This is a genomic window from Streptomyces sp. (assembly GCF_035644915.1).
GTDB lineage: Bacteria > Actinomycetota > Actinomycetes > Streptomycetales > Streptomycetaceae > Streptomyces.
Genome location: NZ_DASQNP010000066.1, coordinates 50,606 through 70,983, shown reverse-complemented (window position 1 = coordinate 70,983; position 20,378 = coordinate 50,606). Strand labels below are relative to the sequence as shown.

Here is a 20,378-nt window from a genome sequence, read left to right as displayed (position 1 = left end):
ACATCTTGCCGTTCCGGTAGGTCCGCTTGAACTTGAAGTCGGTGCCCTTGGTCTCGGTGGAGCCGGTGATGGCCTTGCCGTCGACGATGATGTTGCCGCGCGGCTGGCCGTAGCGCTCGATGGCGACGCGGCGGTTGTGCTTGTCGTTCTTCAACTCGTCGGCCTGGGCGAACTGGAGCCAGTTGCCGCGGATCATCAGGGCGACCATGAGCAGACCGCAGAAGATGGCGATACGGCGCAGGGGCTTGTTCACGATCGGACCACCTGGGTCATCTCGGCATCGGGTGAGGGTGCGGGTGCGGGAGCGGGCCGGCGCGCGGTGTCGCTGATCTTCAGCAGGATCGCGACGAGCGCCCAGTTCGCGATGACCGACGAACCACCCTGGGCCATGAAGGGCATGGTCATACCGGTCAGCGGGATCAGGTTCATCACGCCGCCGGCCACCACGAAGACCTGGATCGCGAAGGCCGCGGACAGGCCGACGGCGAGCAGCTTGCCGAACGGGTCGCGGGCGGCCAGGGCGGTGCGGATACCGCGCTCGACGATCAGGCCGTACAGCAGCAGGATCGCCATGACGCCGGTCAGCCCCAGCTCCTCGCCCACGGTGGCGAAGATGTAGTCGCTCTTGGCGGCGAAGCCGATCAGGTCGGAGTAGCCCTGGCCGAGACCTGCGCCGAGGATGCCGCCGGAGCCGAAGGCCCACATGGCCTGCGCGGGCTGGTTGGCCTGGCCGGTGTCGCGGACGGTGTGGAAGGGGTCGAGCCAGTCCTGGACACGGCTCTGGACGTGGGGCTCGAAGCTGGCCACGGCCACGGCGCCGACGACGGCCAGGGTGAGGCCGAAGAGGATCCAGCTCGTCCGCTCGGTGGCCACGTACAGCATCACGACGAAGAGGCCGAAGAACAGCAGCGAGGTGCCCAGGTCGGTCTCGAAGACGAGGATGAGCACGCTGAGCGCCCAGATCACCAGGATCGGGCCCAGGTCGCGGCCGCGCGGCAGGTACAGCCCCATGAAGCGGCGGCTGGCCAGGGCCAGGGCGTCTCTTTTGACCATCAGGTAGCCGGCGAAGAACACCGCAATGATGATCTTGGCGAACTCGCCCGGCTGGATGGACATCCCGCCGATGGTGATCCAGATCTTGGCGCCGTAGACCGCCGGGAAGAACATCGGCAGGATCAGCAGGACCAGCGCGACGACCATGGAGATGTAGGTGTAGCGCTGCAGGACGCGGTGGTCCTTCAGGAAGACCAGCACGCCCAGGAAGAGCGCTATGCCGAGCGCCGACCACATCAGCTGGCTGGGGGCGGCGGCAGCGTCCGGGAGCCGCTCGGACTGGTCCAGCCGCCAGATGAGGACCAGGCCCAGCCCGTTGAGGAGCGTGGCGATGGGCAGCATCAGCGGGTCGGCGTACGGCGCGAACTTGCGCACCACCAGGTGGGCGACGCCGGCGAGCAGGCCGAGGCCGAGGCCGTAACCGAGCATCCCGGCGGGCATCTCGCCGCTGATGGCGAGGCCCACGTTGGCGTAGGCGAACACCGGGATGAGCACGGCGAAGGCGAGCATCGCCAGCTCGGTGTTGCGGCGGCTGGGCAGTCCGCCCGAGGAGATCGTCGTGTTGCTGCCGGTGTTGCCGGCGGCGTAACTGGTGCTCATGGAGTGCGGCCCCCTATGGCGTGGTGCACTGCTTGGCGAGCTTCTGCTGTTCCTCCGGAAGGGTGGGGCCGGGGGTCGGAGCGGTGGAGCTCTTGCTGTCGCTGGCGTGGGTCGCCGAGGCGGCGGACGGGCTGGTGGACGGCGAGCGTCCGCCGGCCTCCTCGCCCGCCCCGGCGCCGTCGCGGGCGGAGGCGTCCTTCTCGGCCTCGGCCCGCTCCCGGTTCTGCCGCTGCTCGGCGACGATCTTGCAGACCTCGGCCTGTTCGGCCAGCTTCTCCAGCCGGGCCTCGGCCTGCTTGAGGCTGCCCATGGAGATGCCGGCCTCGACCTCGTTGCGCTGGTAGACCGGGAGGTACTTGAGTTCGACCGTGGAGCGCCGCTCGATCTCGCTCAGCTCCAGCCAGCCGAGTTTCTGGCTGACGCCGCGGTAGATCGCGACGCGGTCGCCCTCGGCCCCGACGTAGTACTGGGTCTGGACCCAGCGCCAGCCGCCGTACAGGCCGCCGCCGATGAGGCCGAGGAAGAGCGCGGTCAGCAGGGAACGCTTGACCCACTTCCAGCCCTTGCGGGGCTTGGTGAGGTCGCCCTCGGCGTACGCGCCGAAGGCCCCGTCGGGCGGCGCGGCGCCGACCGTGCCGCCGCTGCCGGGCGGGCCGAAGCTTCCCGACGGTCCGTCGGGCGCCTGCTGCTGGGGCACGCCGCGGCCGAGTTCGGCGGCGCGGGCGGCCGGGGTCTGGAGGGCCCCGTCGCCGAGCTGGTGCTGGTTCTCGGCGACGGCACCCACGATGACCGGGGTGTCGTTGAGCTGGCCGGCGAGGGTGTCGTTGTCGTCGACGTCGAGGACGTCGGCGACGATGCAGGTGATGTTGTCGGGCCCGCCGCCGCGCAGGGCGAGCTGGATCAGCTCCTGCACGGTCTCGTGCGGCCCCTGGTAGCTGGCGAGGGTCTCCTCCATCGTCTGGTGGCTGACGACGCCGGACAGACCGTCGGAGCACAGCAGGTAGCGGTCCCCGGCCCGCACCTCGCGGATGGACAGGTCGGGCTCGACGCGGTCGCCGCTGCCCAGCGCGCGCATCAGCAGGGAGCGCTGCGGGTGGGTGGTGGCCTCCTCCTCGGTGATCCGGCCCTCGTCCACCAGGCGCTGGACCCAGGTGTGGTCCTGGGTGATCTGGGTGAGCTGGCCGTCGCGCAGCAGGTACGCGCGGGAGTCGCCGACGTGCACCAGGCCGAGCCGCCGGCCGGTCCACAGCAGGGCGGTGAGGGTGGTGCCCATGCCCTCCAGCTGGGGGTCCTCCTCGACCATGACGCGGAGCTGCTCGTTGGCGCGCTGCACCGCGGTGCCGAGCGAGGTGAGGATGTCGGAGCCGGGGATGTCGTCGTCCAGTTGGACGAGGATGGAGATCACCTCCGAGCTGGCGACCTCTCCGGCGGCCTGGCCGCCCATCCCGTCGGCGATCGCGAGCAGCCGGGGACCGGCGTAGCCGGAGTCCTCGTTGCCCTCGCGGATCATGCCTTTGTGCGATCCGGCTGCGAAGCGCAGTGACAGACTCATGCGCACCTCGCCCGTCGGCTCCGGGTACATCCGCACGGTGCCCACCCTCCGGTCGTCATGGTCGTTCACTACTTCCGCAGCTCGATGACCGTCTTGCCGATGCGGATCGGCGCGCCGGGCGGGATCGGCGTCGGTGTGGTGAGCCGGGTCCGGTCGAGGTACGTGCCGTTGGTGGATCCCAGGTCCTCGACGATCCACTGGCCGTCCCGGTCCGGGTAGATCCTGGCATGGCGGCTGGAGGCGTAGTCGTCGTCCAGCACGATCGTGGAGTCGTGGGCCCGGCCGAGGGTGATGGTCTGGCCGTGGAGGGCCACGGTGGTGCCGGTGAGGGAGCCCTCGGTGATCACGAGTTTGGTCGGGGCGCCGCGACGCTGGCGCCCGCCGCGGCCCCCGGTGGGCTGCGGCGCCTGGCGCGGCTGGGGCGGACGCTGGCCCTCGCCGCGGCGGGTCGTGCGCTGGGTCACGCGGGTGCCGAAGAGGTCGCTCCTGATGACCTGCACGGTCACGATGACGAACAGCCACAGTACGGCGAGAAAGCCCAACCGCATGACCGTCAGGGTCAGCTCTGACATTGCCCCCGCTTCACCCTTCGGCTTGCCGGTAAATGATCGTGGTGCTGCCCACGACGATGCGTGAGCCGTCGCGGAGCGTAGCGCGCGTGGTGTGCTGCCCGTCCACCACGATGCCGTTGGTGGAACCCAGGTCCTGGATCGTCGTGGGGTTTCCGGACCGGATTTCGCAGTGGCGCCGGGAGACACCGGGGTCGTCGATCCGCACGTCGGTCTCGGTGGAGCGGCCCAGCACCATGGTGGGGCGGGAGATCTGGTGGCGGGTGCCGTTGATCTCGATCCAGCGACGGGTCTGGACGGGCGGCAGCGGAGCGGCCCCGGCGGGGGCACCGGGCATCCCGGGCGGCGGACCGGCCGGCATGGGCGGCATGCCGGAGTTGCGCTGGGGCGGGTAGCCGTAGCCGCCGGGAGCGCCCGCCGGGGCGCCGTGCTGGGACTGGGAGGTGCTGGCGGCGAGGGTGCGGCTGCGGACCCGGTACAGGCCGGTGTCGAGGTCGTCGGCCTTCTCCAGGTGGACCTTGACCGAGCCCATGAAGGTGTAGCGCTGCTGCTTGGCGTACTCGCGCACCATGCCGGCCAGTTCGTCGCCGAGCTGCCCGGCGTAGGGGCTGAGGCGCTCGAAGTCCGAGGCGCTGAGTTCGACGATGAAGTCGTTGGGGACGACGGTCCGTTCGCGGTTCCAGATGGTGGCGTTGTTGTCGCACTCGCGCTGGAGAGCGCCCGCGATCTCCACGGGCTGTACCTCGGACTTGAACACCTTGGCGAAGGTGCCGTTGACGAGACCCTCGAGACGCTGCTCGAAGCGCTTCAGAACTCCCACGGTGCACCTCCTTCCCCGATGCCCTCGGCTCTAGTGCGCTGGGCGCACACGACGCGTTGCCTCCGATACTGCTTACTGATCGTATCCACGCGCGAGGAAAACGGCTGGTTCCCCACCGGGGCTCGGCGCGCGGGTGTCACCCCTCACAGGGATCGTAGAGGGGGTCCGGAACCAGTGTCCCAAACCGTGGGGGGTCGATACGGGTGTGAGACCACCCCGGAGGGCGTGCTAATGTTCTGGGTGTCGCCAGGGGCTCCCAGGCGGACCGGAGGGAAGCACTCCGGGAGTGTGGGAGAATCCGAACGACAGCACCCATGCGCGGGTGGCGGAATAGGCAGACGCGCTGGATTCAGGTTCCAGTGCCCGAAAGGGCGTGGGGGTTCAACTCCCCCCTCGCGCACAGAGAGAACGCGGAGCGGGTCTCTCGCAGTGACGAAGATCACTGCGGGGGGCCCGCTTCGCGTTGCGGGGTTCACCTCCGGGTGGTGACGTGGAGGTGACGCGGGTCCCCCGTGCGCCGGGTCACGCCGGGGTCGACGGTGGCCGGGGCGGACGGGGTACCGTCGTGACCCGTTGATCGTTCCGGGTCGGTCCTGGGCACGCCCTGGACCCGTCCGGGACACCGCGGGCCGTCGAGGAGCGCACAGGGGGTGAGGGCCGTGGCCGAGCGGCTGCCGAAGGTACCGGGTTTCGCGGACCGGCGGGGCGGGGAGGCGCCGGGGCCGGCGGGCAAGGCCCTGCGGGAGCCGGTGCCCAGGCGTGCGCACGCGGAGTTCTCCGTGGCGCCGGGACGGCCGGACGCGGTGGCCGCCGTCGAGGAGTCCAACCGGGGCAGGATCGCGGAGCTGGTGCCGATCCGGGTCGGGCGGATGGTCGCCTCGCCCTTCGCCTTCCTGCGCGGTTCGGCCGGGCTGATGGCGTACGACCTGGCGCACGGCACGCCCGTCACCGGTGTCGGCGCGCAGATCTGCGGGGACGCGCACGCCGCGAACTTCGGCCTCTACGCCGACGCCCGCGGCGGTCTGACCATCGACCTCAACGACTTCGACGAGACCGTGTACGGCCCCTGGGAGTGGGACCTCAAGCGGCTGGCCGCCTCCCTGGTGCTGGCCGGGCGCGAGGCGGGGGCGGGCGAGGACGTCTGCCGGGCGGCGGCGTACGACGCGGCCGGGGCGTACCGCCGTACGGTGCGGCTGCTGGCGAGGATGCCGGCGGCGGACGCGTGGAACGCCGTCGCCGACGAGGAACTGGTCTCGCACACCGACGCCCACGACCTGCTGGGCACCCTCCAGCGGGTCGCCGACAAGGCCCGGCGCAACACCAGCGCGCGCTTCGCGGCCAAGTCCACCCGGGAGACGGAGGACGGCGGCCGGTGCTTCGTGGACGCCCCGCCCGTGCTGCGGCGGGTGCCCGACGAGGAGGCGGCGGCCGTGGCCTCCTCGCTGGAGGAGTACCTGGGGACGCTGCCGGAGGACCGGCGGCCCCTGCTGGCGCGGTATGCGATCCACGACGTGGCGTTCCGGGTGGTCGGCACGGGCAGCGTGGGCACCCGCTCGTACGTGGTGCTGCTCCTGGACCACCTGGGCAAGCCGCTGGTGCTCCAGGTGAAGGAGGCGCGGCCCTCGGTGCTGCGGCCGTACGCGGCGGCGGCCGGCTTCGCCGGACCGGAGCCGGAGCACGAGGGGCGCCGGGTGGTGCTGGGGCAGCAGCGGATGCAGGTGGTCTCCGACACGCTGCTGGGCTGGACGACGGTCGGGGGACGGCCGTACCAGGTGCGGCAGTTCCGCAACCGCAAGGGCAGCGTGGACCCGGTGGCGCTGACCGCCCGCGAGATCGACGACTACGGGCGGATGACCGGCGCCCTGCTGGCCCGGGCGCACTCCCACAGCGCCGATCCGCGCGTCCTGGCGGGCTACTGCGGCAAGTCGGACGAGCTGGACGAGGCGGTGGCCGCCTTCGCCGTGGCCTACGCGGACCGTACGGAGAAGGACCACGCGGAGCTGGCGGCCGCCGTGCGCGCCGGGCGGCTGGCGGCCGAGCCGGGGGTGTGAGGGCGGAAGGAGCGCCGGTGCGGGGGTGTGACGGCGGGGGGCGCGGGCGCCGTAGGCTGACCGGGTGACGCCGTGGTCCCCCGGGCGCATCCGGACGGGCCGCGGCGGGAAGCCCCGGCAGGGATGCCGTGAACAGCCATCGCGAGGAAGCCCGTGAATCCGGAAGCCCAGCAGGAAGCCCGGCAGGCCGAGCGACAGGCCGTCGAACGTCTTGAGCGTGCCGTCCGCGCGGCCGAGAACGCGCTGATCGAGTACGAGATCGCCGTGGAGACCTTCCGGGTGGAGGTGGACAACTTCTCCCGGCTGCACGAGCAGCGGCTCGGGCCGCTGTACAACCGGATCGAGGAGCTGGACGTCCTGATCGCGGAGGCGGTGGCCGCGCGCACCGGCGACCCCGAGGACCTGCGCAGGGCACAGGCGGCGAGGGCGACCTTCCTGCCGATGCCGGCCGTGGAGGAGCTGTACCAGGGCTGGATGGACGCGAACGGGCTGCCGCCGGAGGCCACCGCGATGCTCACGGGGCAGCGGGTGAAGCCGCCGGAGCGGGTGCGGCCCAGCGAGCGCGCCCGCCGCCTGTACCGGGAGCTGGTCCGCGCCGCGCATCCCGACCTGGCGCAGGAGGACGCGGAGCGGGAGCGGCGCGAGGACTTCATGACCCGGGTCAACAAGGCGTACGCCGACGGGGACGAGGACCTGCTCGCGGAACTGGCCGAGGAGTGGGCCGCCGGGCCGCCCGACCCGGGGGAGCGGGAGGCGGTCCGCAGCGAGGAGCTGTACGCGCGGCTGGAGTGGCTGGCGCGGCGCAAGGAGATGCTGGCCGAGGTCGCCGCCGGGCTGGAGAGCAGTGCGATCGGCTCGATGCTCAAGCTGGCCCGTGACGACCCGGACGGTCTGCTGGAGGAGATCGCCGAGGGGCTGCGCGCCAGGATCGCCGAGAAGGAGGCGCGGCTGGCGGAGCTGGTCGGTCCGGACGGCCGGGCGGGGCAGCCCGGGCCGGCGGGTCCGGCGGACTCCGGCTGGACGGGTTAGGTTCGTGGCCGGCCGGTTCCGCGGCCGGAGCGTGCGGCGTGCGCGAGGTGCACGGCGTGCGTGACCTGCGTGAGTGTGCGAGACGGCGCCGGGAGGACCGGCGCCGGGGAGAGGGGCGTGACCCGATGCAGTACGGCCGACTTCCGTCGGTGGACGCCGCGGCGGTGCCGTCCGACGGCTTCCTGCTGGACGTCCGGGAGGACGACGAGTGGGAGGCCGGGCACGCCGAGGGTGCCCTGCACGTCCCGATGAGCGAGTTCGTGGCCCGGCTCGGCGAGGTGACCGAGAAGGCCGCGGATCGGAAGGTGTACGTGGTCTGCCGGGTCGGCGGCCGGTCGGCGCAGGTCACCCAGTACCTGCTGGCGCAGGGCGTGGACGCGGTGAACGTCGACGGCGGCATGCTGGCCTGGGAGGCGGCCGGGCGGCCGCTGGTGAACGACGGGCAGGGGCCGGCCCACGTGGTGTGAGGCCGCGCCGCCCCGCCGCCGCGCCGAGGGGCCGGGGCGGGGCGCACGCCGGGTGCCGGGTGTCAGGCGCCAGGCGTCAGACGTCGAGCGGCGTGAGCCGGGCGTCAGGCGTCGAAGTCCACCTCGACGGTCTCGGTGACCGGCCGCGACTGGCAGGCCAGCACGTACCCGGCCGACACTTCGTCCGGCTCCAGCGCGAAGTTGCGGTCCATGTGCACCTCGCCGGAGAGCAGCTTCACGCGGCAGGTGCCGCACACCCCGCCCTTGCACGCGTACGGGGCGTCGGAGCGGTTGCGCAGCACCGTGTCCAGCAGCGTCTCGCCCTCCCCGACCGGCCAGACGCCCATCCGGCCGCCCAGCGTCGCGGTGAGCTTCGCGCTGCCGGCCGCGGCCCGGACGGGAGCCGGGGCGGCGCCCGCGTCCACGGGGGCGGCGTCCGCGTGGAAGATCTCCTGGTGGATCGCGGAGACGGGCACCCCCAGCCCGGTCAGCGCGTCCTCCGCGGCGCGGACCAGACCGTGCGGCCCGCACAGGAACCAGCCGTCCACCTCCGCCACCGGCAGCAGGGCGGGCAGCAGGGAGGTGAGGCGTTCGGTGTCGAGCCGCCCGGTGGGCAGGCCCGCCTGTCTCTCCTCGCGGGAGAGCGTGTGCACCAGGTGGAAGCGGTCGGGGTGACGGTCCTTCAGCTCGGCGACCTCCTCCAGGAACATCGCCGACGCCACCGTGCGGTCACTGCGGATCAGGTGGAACCGGGCGTCCGGTTGCTCGGCGAGCAGGGTGGAGGCGATGGACAGCACCGGTGTGATGCCGCTGCCGCCGACGACCGCCGCGAAGCGGCCGGGGCGCGGGCGCAGCGTGAAGCGGCCCATCGGCGGCATCACCTCGACCGTGTCGCCGGCGGACAGCTCCTTGACGGCGTAGGTGGAGAACTCGCCGCCCTCCACCAGCCGGATGCCGACCTTCAGCACCGGCTCCGCGGGCGGGGGCACGGCCGGGGCGCAGATGGAGTACGTGCGGCGCAGCTCCGTCCCGTCCACCGTCCGGCGCAGGGTGATGTGCTGGCCGGGGACGTGGCGGAAGGTGTCGTACAGCTCGGGCGGCACCGCGAACGTCACGGCCACCGCGTCGTCCGTGAGCCGCTCGACCTCACGGACCCGGAGCGGATGGAAGATCATGTCAGCTCCTTGAAGTGGTCGAACGGCTCCCGGCAGGACGCGCAGCGGCGCAGGGCCTTGCAGGCGGTGGAGGAGAAGCGGCTGAGCAGGGTGGTGTCCGTCGAGCCGCAGTGGGGGCAGCGGATCGCCAGGTCCACCGCGACCGGGCCGCCGCCCGTCGCGGTGCCGCGGGTGGGACGGGGCGGGGCGATGCCGAACTCGGCCAGCTTGCGGCGGCCCTCGGCGCTGATCGCGTCCGTCGTCCAGGGCGGGGAGAGGACCGTGCGGACGGTCACCTCCGTCATGCCGCGCTCGCGCAGCGCCCGCTCTACGTCGGCCGACATCGCCTCGATCGCCGGGCAGCCGGTGTAGGTCGGGGTCAGCTCGACCTCCACCCGGCCCGGGCCGGTGACGTGCAGATCGCGCAGCACGCCCAGCTCGTCCAAGGTCAGCACCGGCAGCTCCGGGTCGGGGACGGAGCCCGCGATCCGGCGCAGCTCCTCCTCCAGACCGGCCGGCTCGACGGGCGTCTCGGTGCGGGACGTCACCATGACGCCCCCGGGTGGCTGCGGTGCAGGTGCTGCATCTCGGCGAGCATCCGGCCGAACGGCTCGGTGTGGACGCCCTGCCGCCCGGCGCCGGCGGCCCAGGAGGCGCCCTGCGGCCCTTCGGGAAGGGTGAGGCCGGCGCGCTCCAGCACGGCGGTGACGCGCCGCGTCCACTCCTCGCGCAGCCCGTCCCAGTCGACCTCCAGGCCCTCCACCGGCTGGAACAGCTCGCCGGTGTAGCGCCACAGCGCGTCCAGCGCGGTCCGCATCCGCTCGCGGCTGACGTCGGTGCCGTCGCCCAGCCGCAGCGTCCAGTGCTCGGCGTGGTCGCGGTGGTAGGCGACCTCCTTGACCGCCTTCGCCGCCAGCGCGGCCAACTCGCCCTCGCCTCCGGCCAGTCGGCCGTAGAGCAGCTCCTGGTACACGGAGAAGTAGAGCTGGCGGGCGATGGTGTGCGCGAAGTCGCCGTTGGGCCGCTCCACCAACTGGACGTTGGTGAACTCCCGCTCCTCGCGGAGGTACGCCAGCTCGTCCTCGTCGCCCACCATCGACAGCAGGGCGCGGGCCTGGCCGAGGAGGTCCAGCGCGATGTTGGCGAGGGCGACCTCCTCCTCCAGGACGGGGGCGTGCCCGGCCCACTCCCCCAGCCGGTGGGAGAGGACCAGCGCGTCGTCGCCGAGGGCCAGCGCGGCCGTACGGGGAACGCTCACAGGTGCTGCACCCCCTCCGGGACCTCGTAGAAGGTGGGGTGGCGGTACGGCTTGTCGGCGGCGGGCTCGAAGAACGGGTCCTTCTCGTCCGGCGAGGAGGCGGTGATCGCCGCCGAGGGCACCACCCAGATCGAGACGCCCTCCGACCGCCGGGTGTACAGGTCCCGCGCGTTGCGCAGGGCCATCTCGGCGTCGGGCGCGTGCAGGCTTCCGGCGTGGGTGTGGGACAGGCCGCGCCTGCTGCGGACGAAGACCTCCCACAGGGGCCATTCGCTGGTGGTCATGCCGTCGCCTCCTCCCGCCGGGGCTCCGCGTGCTCGCCGTGCTCCCCGTGCTCGCCGTGCTTGCGGGCGTAGGCCGCCGCGGCCTCACGCACCCAGGCGCCCTCCTCGTGGGCGCGGCGGCGCTGGTTCAGCCGCTGCTCGTTGCAGGGGCCGTTGCCGCGCAGCACCTCGTGGAACTCGTTCCAGTCGATCTGCCCGAAGTCGTAGTGCCCGCGCTCCTCGTTCCACCGCAGCTCCGGGTCGGGCAGGGTCAGCCCGAGGGACTCGGCCTGGGGGACGCAGATGTCCACGAAGCGCTGGCGCAGCTCGTCGTTGGAGTGCCGCTTGATCTTCCAGGCCATGGACTGCGCGGAGTGCCTGGACTGGTCGTCGGGCGGGCCGAACATCATCAGCGACGGCCACCACCAGCGGTTGACGGCGTCCTGCGCCATCGCGCGCTGGGCCTCGGTGCCCCGGCACAGGGCGAGCAGCAGCTCGTACCCCTGGCGCTGGTGGAAGGACTCCTCCTTGCAGATGCGGACCATGGCCCGCGCGTACGGGCCGTAGGAACAGCGGCACAGCGGCACCTGGTTGGTGATCGCCGCACCGTCCACCAGCCAGCCGATCGCGCCGACGTCGGCCCAGGTCAGGGTGGGATAGTTGAAGATCGAGGAGTACTTCTGGCGCCCGGAGTGCAGCTTGTCCAGCAGCTCGTCGCGGCTGACGCCCAGGGTCTCGGCGGCGCTGTAGAGGTAGAGCCCGTGCCCGGCCTCGTCCTGCACCTTGGCCATCAGGATCGCCTTGCGGCGCAGGGAGGGCGCCCGCGTGATCCAGTTGGCCTCCGGCTGCATGCCGATGATCTCGGAGTGGGCGTGCTGGGCTATCTGGCGCACCAGCGTCGCGCGGTAGGCGTCGGGCATCCAGTCGCGCGGCTCGATCCGCTCGTCCGCCGCGACGGCCTCCTCGAACGCCTTCTCGTACGCCTCCGGACCTCCGCCCCGGTCCGTCTCCGGCAGCAGCGTCGTCATGCACAGCTCCCTTTGGTCAAGGTGCTCAAGGCGAGGAACCAACCGACCGATCGTTCGGTCCAATGGTGGTCGTCGGGCCCCTCAGGTGTCAAGGCTGTGGATAACCTCGTAGGGCCGCCGCCCGCGGCGGCCACGGGGGGCGCGGAGACGGGACGCGGGATCGGAACGGGGAGGGCATGGAGCCACCAGCGCAGATGCGTCAGGACACGCCTCGGGAGGCGTCGCCGCCAGGGGTGATGGCGCTCCCGCCCGCGGCCCGGACCGCCGTCGCGGTCGTGCTGGGGGCCGTGGCGGTGTTCGTCGCCGTCCACCTGGCGATGGTCTTCCTGCACGTCGCCCCGTCGAACACCCTCAGCAGGCAGTACGGCTCGGCGGTGGAGGAGTACATCTACCCGGAGTTCGAGCAGAACTGGAAGCTGTTCGCGCCCAACCCGCTCCAGCAGAACATCGCCGTCCACGCCCGCGCCGAGGTGCTCAAGCCGGACGGCACCACCGAGCGGACCGGCTGGGTGGACCTGTCGGCCATGGACGCCGAGCGCATCCGCGGCAACCTCTTCCCCAGCCACACCGACCAGAACGAACTGCGCCGCGCCTGGGACTTCTTCACCGGCTCGCACGACGCGGAGAACCGGCCGAACGGCCTGCGCGGCGAGCTCTCCGAGGAGTACCTGCGGCGGATCGTGATGCTGCGCTTCGGGCCCGAGCTGAACGGCGGCGAGGTCAGGCGCGTCCAGGTGCGGTCGGCGACCACGCCGGTCGCGCCGCCGCCGTGGAGCGGCGAGAACATCAGCACCGAGACCACGTACCGCGAGCTGCCCTGGTGGCCGGTCGACGGCACGGACGTTCCGGAGGGCAAGTGATGCAGTCCGAAACCGGTGGCACCGGCTCGCCGACGCCGGCCGTGCCCGGGGCCCGGCCCGCCGCGGAGGGCGCCGAGGGGCCCTGGAGCGCCGGAAGCCCCGGGAGTCCCGGGGACGCCGGGGGGAACACCGCCGTGGGCGGGGCGCCCGCGCGGCGGCTGGTCGCGGGAGCCGACCGCGCGGTCGTCACCGCAATAGTCCGGGTCACCGACCGGGCCCTGGGCCCGTACCAGACCGCGGTCGTCCGGATCGGGTTCTCCTTCACCTGGTTGGTCTTCCTGCTGTTCGAGTGGCCCAACCGGCGCGAGCTGTACGGGCCGGACGGGCCGTGGAGCTGGGAGCTGGCCGACCGGCTGGTCGAGGGGAACCACGCCTTCACGGTGTTGCTGTGGTCCGACAGCATCGTCTGGTTCGAGATCGTCTACGCCGTCGCCCTGCTCTCCAGCGCCGCCCTGCTGGTCGGCTGGCGCACCCGGACCATGTCGGTCCTCTTCATGATCGGTGTGCTGTCGCTGCAGAACCGCAGCGTCTTCATGGGCGACGGCGGCGACAACGTCATCCACCTGATGGCGATGTACCTGGTGCTCACCCGCTGCGGCCGGGTCTGGTCCCTCGACGCCCGCCGTCGTGCCCGGCGGCGGGCGGACGGGGCGGACACCGACCCGGTGGGCGTGGTGCTGTGGACGGTGCTCGGGGCCGTCCTGCTGGTGATCACCGTGCGCGGGGAGATCGGCTGGTTCGGCGACGACGGCCCGGTGACCTTCGTGGGCTGGGCGACCGTGCTGTGGGGGCTGTGGCTGGCCCACGGCCTGTGGTGGTGCGTACGGCCCGTCCGGCCCGCCGGCGCGGAGCCGGAGGCCGGTGCGGAACCGGACGCGGATCCGGACGCCGCCGCCGGTGCCGGTGCGGACGCGCGGACGGAGACGGGACGCAGGGCCGACGCCCGCCGCCTGCTGGACGTCCTCGGCAACATCGTGCACAACGCCGCCCTGCTGGTGATCATGGCCGAGGTCTGCCTGATCTACGCGACCGCGGGCTGGTACAAGATCCAGGGCTCGCGCTGGCAGGACGGCACCGCCGTCTACTACCCGCTGCACCTGGACTACTTCGCCCCCTGGCCCGCCCTCTCCGAGGTGCTGGGCGGCAGCGGGCTGATGGTCATGGTGCTGAGCTACGGCACGGTGATCGTCCAGGTCGCCTTCCCCTTCACCCTCTTCAACCGCCGGGTGAAGAACGTGCTGCTCGCCCTGATGATGCTGGAGCACGCCTCCATCGCCGTCGTCCTCGGCCTGCCGTTCTTCTCGCTCGCCATGATCGCGGCCGACGCCGTCTTCCTGCCCACGGTCTTCCTGGTGTGGCTGGGTGCCCGGGCGTCGCGGCTGGGCCGGCGGCTCCGCCCGCGCGCGCTGCGGACGGCGGGGCGGGAGAAGCGGGAGGAGCCGGACGGCGCCTCCGCCCCCGCACGTACCCTCGTCGGGTGAGCGGCAGCGAGACACGGATGCCGGCGGCCGACGGCGAGCCGGTGCAGTACGACGAGGGCTACGGCCCGCAGGTGGGCGTCGGCCCCCACCCCGAGCCGTGGCCCGAGGACGAGCGGTACGACCCCGAACTGCTGGCCAACGGCGACCGGCGCAACGTCGTCGACCGCTACCGCTACTGGAAGCGCGAGGCGATCGTCGCCGACCTCGACACCCGGCGGCACGACTTCCACGTCGCGGTGGAGAACTGGACCCACGACTTCAACATCGGCAGCGTCGTCCGCACCGCCAACGCCTTCCTCGCCAGGAAGGTGCACATCGTCGGCAAACGCCGCTGGAACCGGCGCGGTGCGATGGTCACCGACCGCTACCAGCACATCGTCCACCACCCCGACGTGGCCGCCCTTGCCGCCTGGGCGCGCGCCGAGGAGCTGCCGATCATCGGCATCGACAACCTCCCCGGCGCGGTGCCGCTGGAGACCACCGAACTGCCGCGCCGCTGCGTGCTGCTCTTCGGGCAGGAGGGACCAGGACTGACGGACGAGGCGTGGAAGCACGCCGAACGGGTCTGCTCCATCGCGCAGTTCGGCTCCACCCGCTCCATCAACGCGGGCGCCGCGGCGGCCATCGCCATGCACGCCTGGATCCGCGCGCACGCCGACATCGGCTGACCGCCGGACCCCTCAGCGGACGGGCGGGTTGGCCGGGGAGAACTCCGGCGCGCCCCGGCGCGGCCCGGCGCCGCGCGGAACCTGGACCACCCCGGTGACCGTGAAGTCCACCATCCGCTCGGCGCCGGGGACGGCCGCCGCGCGGGAGGCGGACCAGTCCACCCGGGCCTCGCCGGTGAGCTGGAGGAACCCGCCGGTGGACCAGTCGGGGAAGAGCAGCCCGGCGGCCGGGTCCTGCTCCAGGTTGCCGAGGGTCATGTACATCGAGTTGCCCGTGTAGTCCGGCCAGCAGAGCCGGTCCGGCCCCAGCACCCGTACGAAGCCCGGGTTGCCGCCCCGGTGCGAGGCGTCGGCCGAGCCGTCCGCCCCCGCCGTCGCGACGAAGAAGGTGTCGGCCCCGGCCACCAGTTCCCGCTGCCGCCGGCCGAGCGCGTCACCGCGGAGGGGGGCCGGGGCACCCTCCGGCGGCGGGAACTCGCCGACGACGGCGCGGCGCTGGATGTACTTGGGGCAGTTCGAGTACACCTGCTCCGTGGTGATCCGCAGGCCCGCGCCGTCCGGGCGCGCGGTCCCGTTGAACCGCATCCGGCGGCGGGTGGCCGGTTCGAGGGCGATGCCGCCGACCCGTACCGGGCCGGCGGCCAGGACGTCCGCCAGCGGATCGCCGGGGCGCGGCCGTACGCCGACGGCGACGGTCCGGTCGTCCGGGGCCCGGACGAAGCCGGGCGGGCCGGTCAGCGGCGAGGCCCACACCCGGCCCTCGCCGTCCGCCGCGCCCACCACGATCGTGCGGCGTTCGGCGAGGAAGGCCGCCGCGACGGGCGGGACGGTGGCCCGGATGCTCCGGCCCACGTGGTCGGCCCGGCCGGTGGCGCCCGCCCGCCGCTGCACGGCGCGCTCGCCCGGGTGGTAGACGGTCGCCGCCCCGATCGGCGTCCCGGTCGTTCCGGGTGTTCCGGTCATCTCGCTCGTCCCACTCGTCTCGGGTGTCCCGGGTCTAGAAGAAGCCGCAGGTGGGCGCGGTGCCGCTGGGGGCGGGCGCGGTGTCGGCGCCGCTGGGGGAGTAGATCTCCAGCCGGATGCCGTCGGGGTCGGTGAAGAAGATCCCGCCGGAGGAGACGCCCTCGCCGTGCGGGACGACGCCGTCGTACGCGAAGGAGGCGCCCACCTCGCGCAGGACGGCCTCGGCGGCCTTCACCTCCTCGACCGAGTCGACCTGGAACGACAGGTGGTGGAGCCCGGGCCGGCCGGTCTCGAAAACCCCCTCGCTCTGCTGCCAGAGGACGACCACGAGCTGTCCGTCGCGGGCCAGGAAGGTCCAGCGGCGGTCGCCGTCACGTCCCTCGTGGGCCACCTCGAAGCCGAAGACCCGCTGGTAGAAGGCGCGGGAGCGGTCGAGGTCGGTCACGTTCAGGCCGATGTGGCCGGTGCGCAGGGACGACGGTGCGGTGGTCGCGGACGACGGTGCGGTGGCGGTGGACATGGGTGCTCCCTCTCCTCGGAGGTCGCCCGGCCGATCCGAGCTATAACCCCTGTAGAGGACAGTAGAGGTTAGTGAAGGGTCGGTCAACCGGTATGGGTGCTCGTATCGGTTAGAGAGGTAGGGTGGGGGTATGACTGCCGGTGATCCGCGCCCCCTGATCGGCGAACCGCTCTCGCTGGACCTGCTGAACACCCGCTGGATCGAGGGCGATGCCGTACGGGACCTGCTCACCGGGGTCGGCGGCCTGGCCGTCTGGCTGAAGTCGGCGGGGCTGGCCGACCGCTGTGCGGCCGACGAGGAGACGCTCGCCGCCGTCCTGCGGGCACGCGAGGCGCTGGCCCGGGCCGTCGAGGCTCCGGCCGCGCCCTCCGAGGACGCGCGCGCCGGGCTGAACGAGGTCCTGGCACACGGAAGGGTCCGCCGGGTGCTCACACCCGACGGACCCCGGGACGAGGCCGAGGCCGACCGGCCCGCGTGGCTGGCGGCGTGGCTGGCCGTCGACGACTACCTGCGGCTGCTGGCCGTGGATCCGACCCGGATCCGGCGCTGCGCGCACGAGCGGTGCATCCTGCACTTCTTCGACACCTCGCAGAACCGCAGGCGGCGCTGGTGCTCGATGGCGGTCTGCGGCAACCGGGCCAAGGCGTCCCGCCACTACGCCCGGAACCGGGGCTAGCCGGAACCGGGGCTGGCCGGGAGCGGGGCTGGCCGAGAACAGGAGGCGGTCGGGAACGGGGCGGAAGCAGGACGGGCCGGGGTGGGAGGACGGCCGTCCTCCCACCCCGGCCCGTGTCCGCCGGTGCCGCCGTCAGGCGGGCCTGCGCACCTCCACCATGCGGAAGCGGCTCGCCACGAAGGCCCCGTCGCACAGCGCCGCGTTGGCCGCCGGGTTGCCGCCGGAGCCGTGGAAGTCGGAGAACGCGGCGGTCTGGTTCACGTACACCCCGCCGGTGAGGTTCAGCGAGAGCTGCGCGCACTCCTCCAGGCAGGCCTCCTCGACCAGCCGCTCCACCTCCGGCGAGGTGGTGTACGCGCCGACCGTCATCGCACCCTTGTCGCGGATGGTGCGGCGCAGCAGCTCCACCGCCTCGGCGGTGGAGTCCACGGCGACCGCGAAGGACACCGGGCCGAAGCACTCGGACATGCAGACCGACTCCGCCTCCGGCTTGGCGCCGTCCAGCTTGACGATCACCGGGGTGCGGACCGTGGCCTCGGGGAACTCCGGGTGGGTCACCGCGCGGGAGGCGAGGGCGACCTCGCCCAGCTCCGCCGCGCCCTCCAGCCGCTCGCGCACCCCCGGGTTGACGATCGCGCCCAGCAGCGCGACCGCCCGCTGGTCGTCGCCGAGCAGCTTGTCCACCGCGCCCGCCAGGTCGGCGACCACCTCGTCGAAGGACTTGTGGCCGGCGTCCGTGTCGATGCCGTCCCGCGGGATCAGCAGGTTCTGCGGGGTGGTGCACATCTGGCCGCTGTAGAGGGAGAGGGAGAAGGCCAGGTTGCCCAGCATGCCGCGGTAGTCGTCGGTGGAGTCGACGACGATCGTGTTGACCCCGGCCTTCTCGGTGAAGACCTGGGCCTGGCGGGCGTTGGCCTCCAGCCAGTCGCCGAAGGCGGTCGAGCCGGTGTAGTCGACGATCCGGATCTCGGGGCGGACGGCCAGCTCCTTGGCGATGCCCTCGCCGTCCCGCTCGGCGGCCAGCGCCACCACGTTCGGGTCGAAACCGGCCTCGGTGAGCACCTCGCGGGCGGTCCGCACGGTCATCGCGAGCGGGAGGACCGCGCGCGGGTGCGGCTTGACCAGCACCGGATTGCCCGTGGCCAGGGACGCGAACAGCCCCGGGTAGCCGTTCCAGGTCGGGAAGGTGTTGCAGCCGATCAGCAGCGAGACGCCGCGCGGCACCGGCGTGAACCGCTTGGTCAGGCGCAGCGGGTCGCGCTTGCCCTGGGGCTTGGTCCACTCCGCCGCCCCGGGGGTGCGGGTCTGCTCCGCGTAGGCGTACGCCACGGCCTCCAGGCCGCGGTCCTGGGCGTGCGGACCGCCGGCCTGGAGGGCCATCAGGAACGCCTGCCCGCTGGTGTGCATCACCGCGTGGGCGAACTCGTGGGTGCGCGCGTTGATCCGGGCCAGGATCTCCAGGCAGACCATCGCCCGGACCTCGGGCCCCGCGTCCCGCCAGGCGGGCAGCGCGGCGCGCATCGCGGGCAGCAGCACCTCCACGTCGGCGTGCGGGTACTCGACGCCCAGCTCGATCCCGTACGGCGAGACCTCGCCGCCCACCCAGCCGTCCGTGCCGGGCTGGTCCAGCTCGAAGCGGCGGCCGAGGAGCGCGTCGAACGCGGCCTTCCCCTCGGCGGCGCCCGGCGAGCCGTGCTCCTCGCCGTACGCCTTGGGGTGCTCCGGGTACGGCGACCAGTACTCCCTGGTGCGGATCGCCTCCAGGGCCCGCTCCAGCGTCGGGCGGTGCTTCTCCACGAGCCGCGCGGGGGTCAGCGGCGGGGCCTGGGTGGGTGCGGTGGCCATCGGGAACCAACTCCTCGTCGGGCGGACGGGTGGGCGGCGCGCGAGCAGGCGGTGCGCGTACGGACGATGAGCGCACGGCCGGTGCTCGCACGGACCGACAGGTAGATACTGCTACCGAACGATCGGTCGGGCAAGAGGGGCAGGGCGCCTGTGGATAACATCGGGTCCATGCCAGCCAAGCCGCCCAAGCGCGACACCTACACGCCCGAATCGCTCCTCGCGGTGGCCGTGGAGGTCTTCAACGAACGCGGTTACGACGGCACTTCCATGGAGCACCTCTCCCGCGCGGCGGGGATCTCCAAGTCCTCCATCTACCACCACGTGCGGGGCAAGGAGGAGCTGCTGCGCCGGGCGACGGCCCGCGCCCTCGACGGCCTCTTCGCCGTCCTGGAGGAGCCGGGGGCCCGCCGGGGGCGGGCGATCGAGCGGCTGGAACACGTCACGCGCCGCACCGTCGAGGTGCTGATGGCCGAGCTGCCCTACGTCACGCTGCTGCTGCGGGTGCGCGGCAACACCCGCACCGAGCGCTGGGCGCTGGAGCGCCGCCGCGAGTTCGACCACCGGGTCGCCGAGCTGCTGAAGGCCGCCGTCGCCGAGGGCGACCTCCGCGCCGACCTCGACGCCCGGCTGACGACCCGGCTGCTCTTCGGCATGATCAACTCCATAGTGGAGTGGTACCGGCCCCTGCCCGAGGGCGCCTCGGACGGCAAGCGGGTCGCCGACACGGTGGTGCGGCTCGCCTTCGAGGGGCTGCGGAAGTAGGAAGCGGGGCGCCCGGACGGACGTCCCGCCGGGCCGGGACGGCACTCCCCGCCGTGCCCCGTCGCCGTCGCTGTCACCGGCACCGTCGCCCACCGGCTCCGTCCGCCGTCACGGCTCGGGTTCGAGGTCGGTCTCCTCGAAGACCAGCAGCGTACGGGTGCTCAGCACCTCCGGAATCGCCTGGATGCGGGTGAGCACCAGCTCCCGCAGCGCCCGGTTGTCGGCGGTGTGCACCAGCAGCAGGACGTCGAAGTCTCCGCTGACCAGCGCGATGTGCGCGGCGCCCGGCAGCGCCTGGAGCTTCTCGCGCACCGTGCGCCAGGAGTTCTGCACGATCTTCAGCGTGATGTACGCCGAGGCCCCCTGACCGGCGCGTTCGTGGTCCACCCGGGCCGTGAAGCCGCGGATCACGCCGTCCTCGACGAGGCGGTTGATCCGGGCGTAGGCGTTCGCCCGCGACACGTGCACCCGCTCGGCCACCGACCGTATCGACGCCCGGCCGTCCAGTTGCAGCATCCGCAGGATGGCGCGGTCGACCGAGTCGAGCGGACGGGCCGGCGGCCGGTGGCCGCTTTCCGGCGCCTCGGGGGCCATCTGTTCTTCCGGCATGGCCTGCCGCCTCCCCTCCATGGACGTACTGCTGACATCCCATGCGGTGCAGAACCGTTTGTCCACAGGGCATCGCCACCCGTAGCCAAAATGCGCCAGCGACCGAACAATCGGTAGGTGAGCCCGACGCCAGCGCGGCTCCGCGCCCGT

Annotated in this window: 21 protein-coding genes, 1 tRNA gene and 1 pseudogene; 9 read left to right on the top strand and 14 right to left on the bottom strand. The window is 72.8% G+C overall.

Annotated features, from left to right (window positions below; all coding sequences use genetic code 11):
• The 5 genes and pseudogenes from VE546_RS06865 to VE546_RS06845 form a co-directional block, all read right to left on the bottom strand.
• Positions 1–253 (bottom strand): annotated as a pseudogene (locus VE546_RS06865) (penicillin-binding protein 2); the annotation flags it as partial.
• The gene (locus VE546_RS06860) at positions 250–1,653 is read right to left on the bottom strand and encodes an FtsW/RodA/SpoVE family cell cycle protein (RefSeq protein WP_324919607.1); all 1,404 of its coding nucleotides are present in this window, start codon (positions 1,651–1,653) and stop codon (positions 250–252) included. The pseudogene VE546_RS06865 and the gene VE546_RS06860, both read right to left, overlap by 4 nt.
• Positions 1,654–1,666: 13 nt before the next feature.
• Positions 1,667–3,250 carry a Stp1/IreP family PP2C-type Ser/Thr phosphatase gene (locus VE546_RS06855; RefSeq protein ID WP_324919623.1) on the bottom strand — a complete coding sequence of 528 codons (1,584 nt, stop codon included), beginning with the start codon at positions 3,248–3,250 and terminating at the stop codon, positions 1,667–1,669.
• Positions 3,251–3,273: 23 nt separating this feature from the next.
• Positions 3,274–3,777, bottom strand: coding sequence for an FHA domain-containing protein FhaB/FipA (locus VE546_RS06850; RefSeq protein ID WP_324919605.1), 504 nt, complete (start codon positions 3,775–3,777; stop codon positions 3,274–3,276).
• A 10-nt stretch (positions 3,778–3,787) separates the two neighbouring features.
• Positions 3,788–4,594: a DUF3662 and FHA domain-containing protein gene (locus VE546_RS06845; protein ID WP_324919603.1), complete on the bottom strand. Its 807-nt coding sequence runs from the start codon at positions 4,592–4,594 to the stop codon at positions 3,788–3,790.
• Between the two features lie 316 nt (positions 4,595–4,910).
• On the opposite strand from VE546_RS06845, the gene VE546_RS06840 reads away from it, so the two are divergent.
• The 4 genes from VE546_RS06840 to VE546_RS06825 all read left to right on the top strand — a co-directional run bounded on the left by VE546_RS06840 (position 4,911) and on the right by VE546_RS06825 (position 8,141).
• A tRNA-Leu gene (locus VE546_RS06840) sits at positions 4,911–4,994 on the top strand.
• A 250-nt stretch (positions 4,995–5,244) separates the two neighbouring features.
• Positions 5,245–6,645, top strand: a complete 1,401-nt coding sequence (locus VE546_RS06835; protein ID WP_414720418.1) for a DUF2252 domain-containing protein — start codon at positions 5,245–5,247, stop codon at positions 6,643–6,645.
• 153 nt (positions 6,646–6,798) lie between these two features.
• Complete coding sequence (locus VE546_RS06830) at positions 6,799–7,674, top strand: hypothetical protein (RefSeq protein WP_324919601.1); 876 nt, start codon at positions 6,799–6,801, stop codon at positions 7,672–7,674.
• 125 nt (positions 7,675–7,799) lie between these two features.
• Positions 7,800–8,141, top strand: a complete 342-nt coding sequence (locus VE546_RS06825) for a rhodanese-like domain-containing protein (RefSeq protein ID WP_324919599.1) — start codon at positions 7,800–7,802, stop codon at positions 8,139–8,141.
• Between the two features lie 104 nt (positions 8,142–8,245).
• On the opposite strand, the gene VE546_RS06820 is transcribed toward VE546_RS06825, so the two are convergent.
• The 5 genes from VE546_RS06820 to paaA are packed head-to-tail and all read right to left on the bottom strand — an operon-like array spanning position 8,246 to position 11,844.
• Entirely contained in the window at positions 8,246–9,313 is a 1,068-nt protein-coding gene (locus tag VE546_RS06820; protein ID WP_324919619.1) for a 2Fe-2S iron-sulfur cluster-binding protein, read from the bottom strand.
• Complete coding sequence (gene paaD / locus VE546_RS06815) at positions 9,313–9,846, bottom strand: 1,2-phenylacetyl-CoA epoxidase subunit PaaD (protein WP_324919597.1); 534 nt, start codon at positions 9,844–9,846, stop codon at positions 9,313–9,315. Before paaD ends, VE546_RS06820 begins: the two co-directional genes overlap by 1 nt.
• Positions 9,840–10,553: a 1,2-phenylacetyl-CoA epoxidase subunit PaaC gene (gene paaC / locus VE546_RS06810; RefSeq protein ID WP_324919595.1), complete on the bottom strand. Its 714-nt coding sequence runs from the start codon at positions 10,551–10,553 to the stop codon at positions 9,840–9,842. Before paaC ends, paaD begins: the two co-directional genes overlap by 7 nt.
• The gene (gene paaB, locus VE546_RS06805) at positions 10,550–10,837 is read right to left on the bottom strand and encodes a 1,2-phenylacetyl-CoA epoxidase subunit PaaB (protein WP_324919593.1); all 288 of its coding nucleotides are present in this window, start codon (positions 10,835–10,837) and stop codon (positions 10,550–10,552) included. The genes paaC and paaB overlap by 4 nt, the downstream gene beginning before the upstream one ends.
• Positions 10,834–11,844, bottom strand: coding sequence for a 1,2-phenylacetyl-CoA epoxidase subunit PaaA (gene paaA, locus VE546_RS06800; protein WP_324919591.1), 1,011 nt, complete (start codon positions 11,842–11,844; stop codon positions 10,834–10,836). The genes paaB and paaA overlap by 4 nt, the downstream gene beginning before the upstream one ends.
• 176 nt (positions 11,845–12,020) lie before the next feature.
• Here paaA and VE546_RS06795 point away from each other — a divergent pair, with 176 nt between their 5' ends.
• Genes VE546_RS06795 through VE546_RS06785 form a run of 3 tightly spaced genes read left to right on the top strand, consistent with a single transcriptional unit; the run spans position 12,021 to position 14,853 of the window.
• Positions 12,021–12,704, top strand: coding sequence for a DUF5819 family protein (locus VE546_RS06795; RefSeq protein WP_324919589.1), 684 nt, complete (start codon positions 12,021–12,023; stop codon positions 12,702–12,704).
• Positions 12,704–14,185: an HTTM domain-containing protein gene (locus VE546_RS06790; protein WP_414720417.1), complete on the top strand. Its 1,482-nt coding sequence runs from the start codon at positions 12,704–12,706 to the stop codon at positions 14,183–14,185. Before VE546_RS06795 ends, VE546_RS06790 begins: the two co-directional genes overlap by 1 nt.
• A gap of 17 nt (positions 14,186–14,202) precedes the next feature.
• Positions 14,203–14,853: a TrmH family RNA methyltransferase gene (locus VE546_RS06785; RefSeq protein WP_324919617.1), complete on the top strand. Its 651-nt coding sequence runs from the start codon at positions 14,203–14,205 to the stop codon at positions 14,851–14,853.
• Between the two features lie 12 nt (positions 14,854–14,865).
• Here VE546_RS06785 and VE546_RS06780 read toward each other — a convergent pair whose 3' ends face one another.
• Positions 14,866–15,816 (bottom strand): pyridoxamine 5'-phosphate oxidase family protein, encoded by a 951-nt coding sequence (locus tag VE546_RS06780; RefSeq protein ID WP_324919585.1) that lies wholly within the window; start codon positions 15,814–15,816, stop codon positions 14,866–14,868.
• A gap of 34 nt (positions 15,817–15,850) precedes the next feature.
• Positions 15,851–16,336, bottom strand: a complete 486-nt coding sequence (locus VE546_RS06775; RefSeq protein WP_324919583.1) for a VOC family protein — start codon at positions 16,334–16,336, stop codon at positions 15,851–15,853.
• Positions 16,337–16,466: 130 nt separating this feature from the next.
• Here VE546_RS06775 and VE546_RS06770 point away from each other — a divergent pair, with 130 nt between their 5' ends.
• Positions 16,467–17,012 carry a CGNR zinc finger domain-containing protein gene (locus VE546_RS06770; RefSeq protein WP_324919581.1) on the top strand — a complete coding sequence of 182 codons (546 nt, stop codon included), beginning with the start codon at positions 16,467–16,469 and terminating at the stop codon, positions 17,010–17,012.
• Between the two features lie 132 nt (positions 17,013–17,144).
• Here the strand turns inward: VE546_RS06770 and paaN are convergent, their stop codons facing one another.
• Positions 17,145–18,857 (bottom strand): phenylacetic acid degradation protein PaaN, encoded by a 1,713-nt coding sequence (gene paaN / locus VE546_RS06765; protein ID WP_324919579.1) that lies wholly within the window; start codon positions 18,855–18,857, stop codon positions 17,145–17,147.
• A 168-nt stretch (positions 18,858–19,025) separates the two neighbouring features.
• Between paaN and VE546_RS06760 the strand changes: the two genes are divergently transcribed.
• Positions 19,026–19,619, top strand: a complete 594-nt coding sequence (locus VE546_RS06760) for a TetR/AcrR family transcriptional regulator (RefSeq protein WP_324919577.1) — start codon at positions 19,026–19,028, stop codon at positions 19,617–19,619.
• A gap of 108 nt (positions 19,620–19,727) precedes the next feature.
• Here the strand turns inward: VE546_RS06760 and VE546_RS06755 are convergent, their stop codons facing one another.
• Complete coding sequence (locus VE546_RS06755; protein ID WP_324919575.1) at positions 19,728–20,228, bottom strand: Lrp/AsnC family transcriptional regulator; 501 nt, start codon at positions 20,226–20,228, stop codon at positions 19,728–19,730.
• Between the last annotated feature and the right edge of the window lie 150 nt (positions 20,229–20,378).

Excerpts from the sequence above, each read along its gene's own strand:
- VE546_RS06790 (WP_414720417.1), top strand. The coding sequence starts at position 12,704 with ATGCAGTCCGAAACCGGTGGCACCGGCTCGCCGACGCCGGCCGTGCCC.
- VE546_RS06755 (WP_324919575.1), bottom strand. The coding sequence starts at position 20,228 with ATGCCGGAAGAACAGATGGCCCCCGAGGCGCCGGAAAGCGGCCACCGG.
- VE546_RS06760 (WP_324919577.1), top strand. The coding sequence starts at position 19,026 with ATGCCAGCCAAGCCGCCCAAGCGCGACACCTACACGCCCGAATCGCTC.
- VE546_RS06850 (WP_324919605.1), bottom strand. The coding sequence starts at position 3,777 with ATGTCAGAGCTGACCCTGACGGTCATGCGGTTGGGCTTTCTCGCCGTA.
- VE546_RS06860 (WP_324919607.1), bottom strand. The coding sequence starts at position 1,653 with ATGAGCACCAGTTACGCCGCCGGCAACACCGGCAGCAACACGACGATC.
- VE546_RS06795 (WP_324919589.1), top strand. The coding sequence starts at position 12,021 with ATGGAGCCACCAGCGCAGATGCGTCAGGACACGCCTCGGGAGGCGTCG.
- VE546_RS06825 (WP_324919599.1), top strand. The coding sequence starts at position 7,800 with ATGCAGTACGGCCGACTTCCGTCGGTGGACGCCGCGGCGGTGCCGTCC.
- VE546_RS06770 (WP_324919581.1), top strand. The coding sequence starts at position 16,467 with ATGACTGCCGGTGATCCGCGCCCCCTGATCGGCGAACCGCTCTCGCTG.
- VE546_RS06785 (WP_324919617.1), top strand. The coding sequence starts at position 14,203 with ATGCCGGCGGCCGACGGCGAGCCGGTGCAGTACGACGAGGGCTACGGC.
- paaB (WP_324919593.1), bottom strand. The coding sequence starts at position 10,837 with ATGACCACCAGCGAATGGCCCCTGTGGGAGGTCTTCGTCCGCAGCAGG.
- paaD (WP_324919597.1), bottom strand. The coding sequence starts at position 9,846 with ATGGTGACGTCCCGCACCGAGACGCCCGTCGAGCCGGCCGGTCTGGAG.
- paaN (WP_324919579.1), bottom strand. The coding sequence starts at position 18,857 with ATGGCCACCGCACCCACCCAGGCCCCGCCGCTGACCCCCGCGCGGCTC.
- VE546_RS06775 (WP_324919583.1), bottom strand. The coding sequence starts at position 16,336 with ATGTCCACCGCCACCGCACCGTCGTCCGCGACCACCGCACCGTCGTCC.
- paaA (WP_324919591.1), bottom strand. The coding sequence starts at position 11,844 with ATGACGACGCTGCTGCCGGAGACGGACCGGGGCGGAGGTCCGGAGGCG.
- VE546_RS06780 (WP_324919585.1), bottom strand. The coding sequence starts at position 15,816 with ATGACCGGAACACCCGGAACGACCGGGACGCCGATCGGGGCGGCGACC.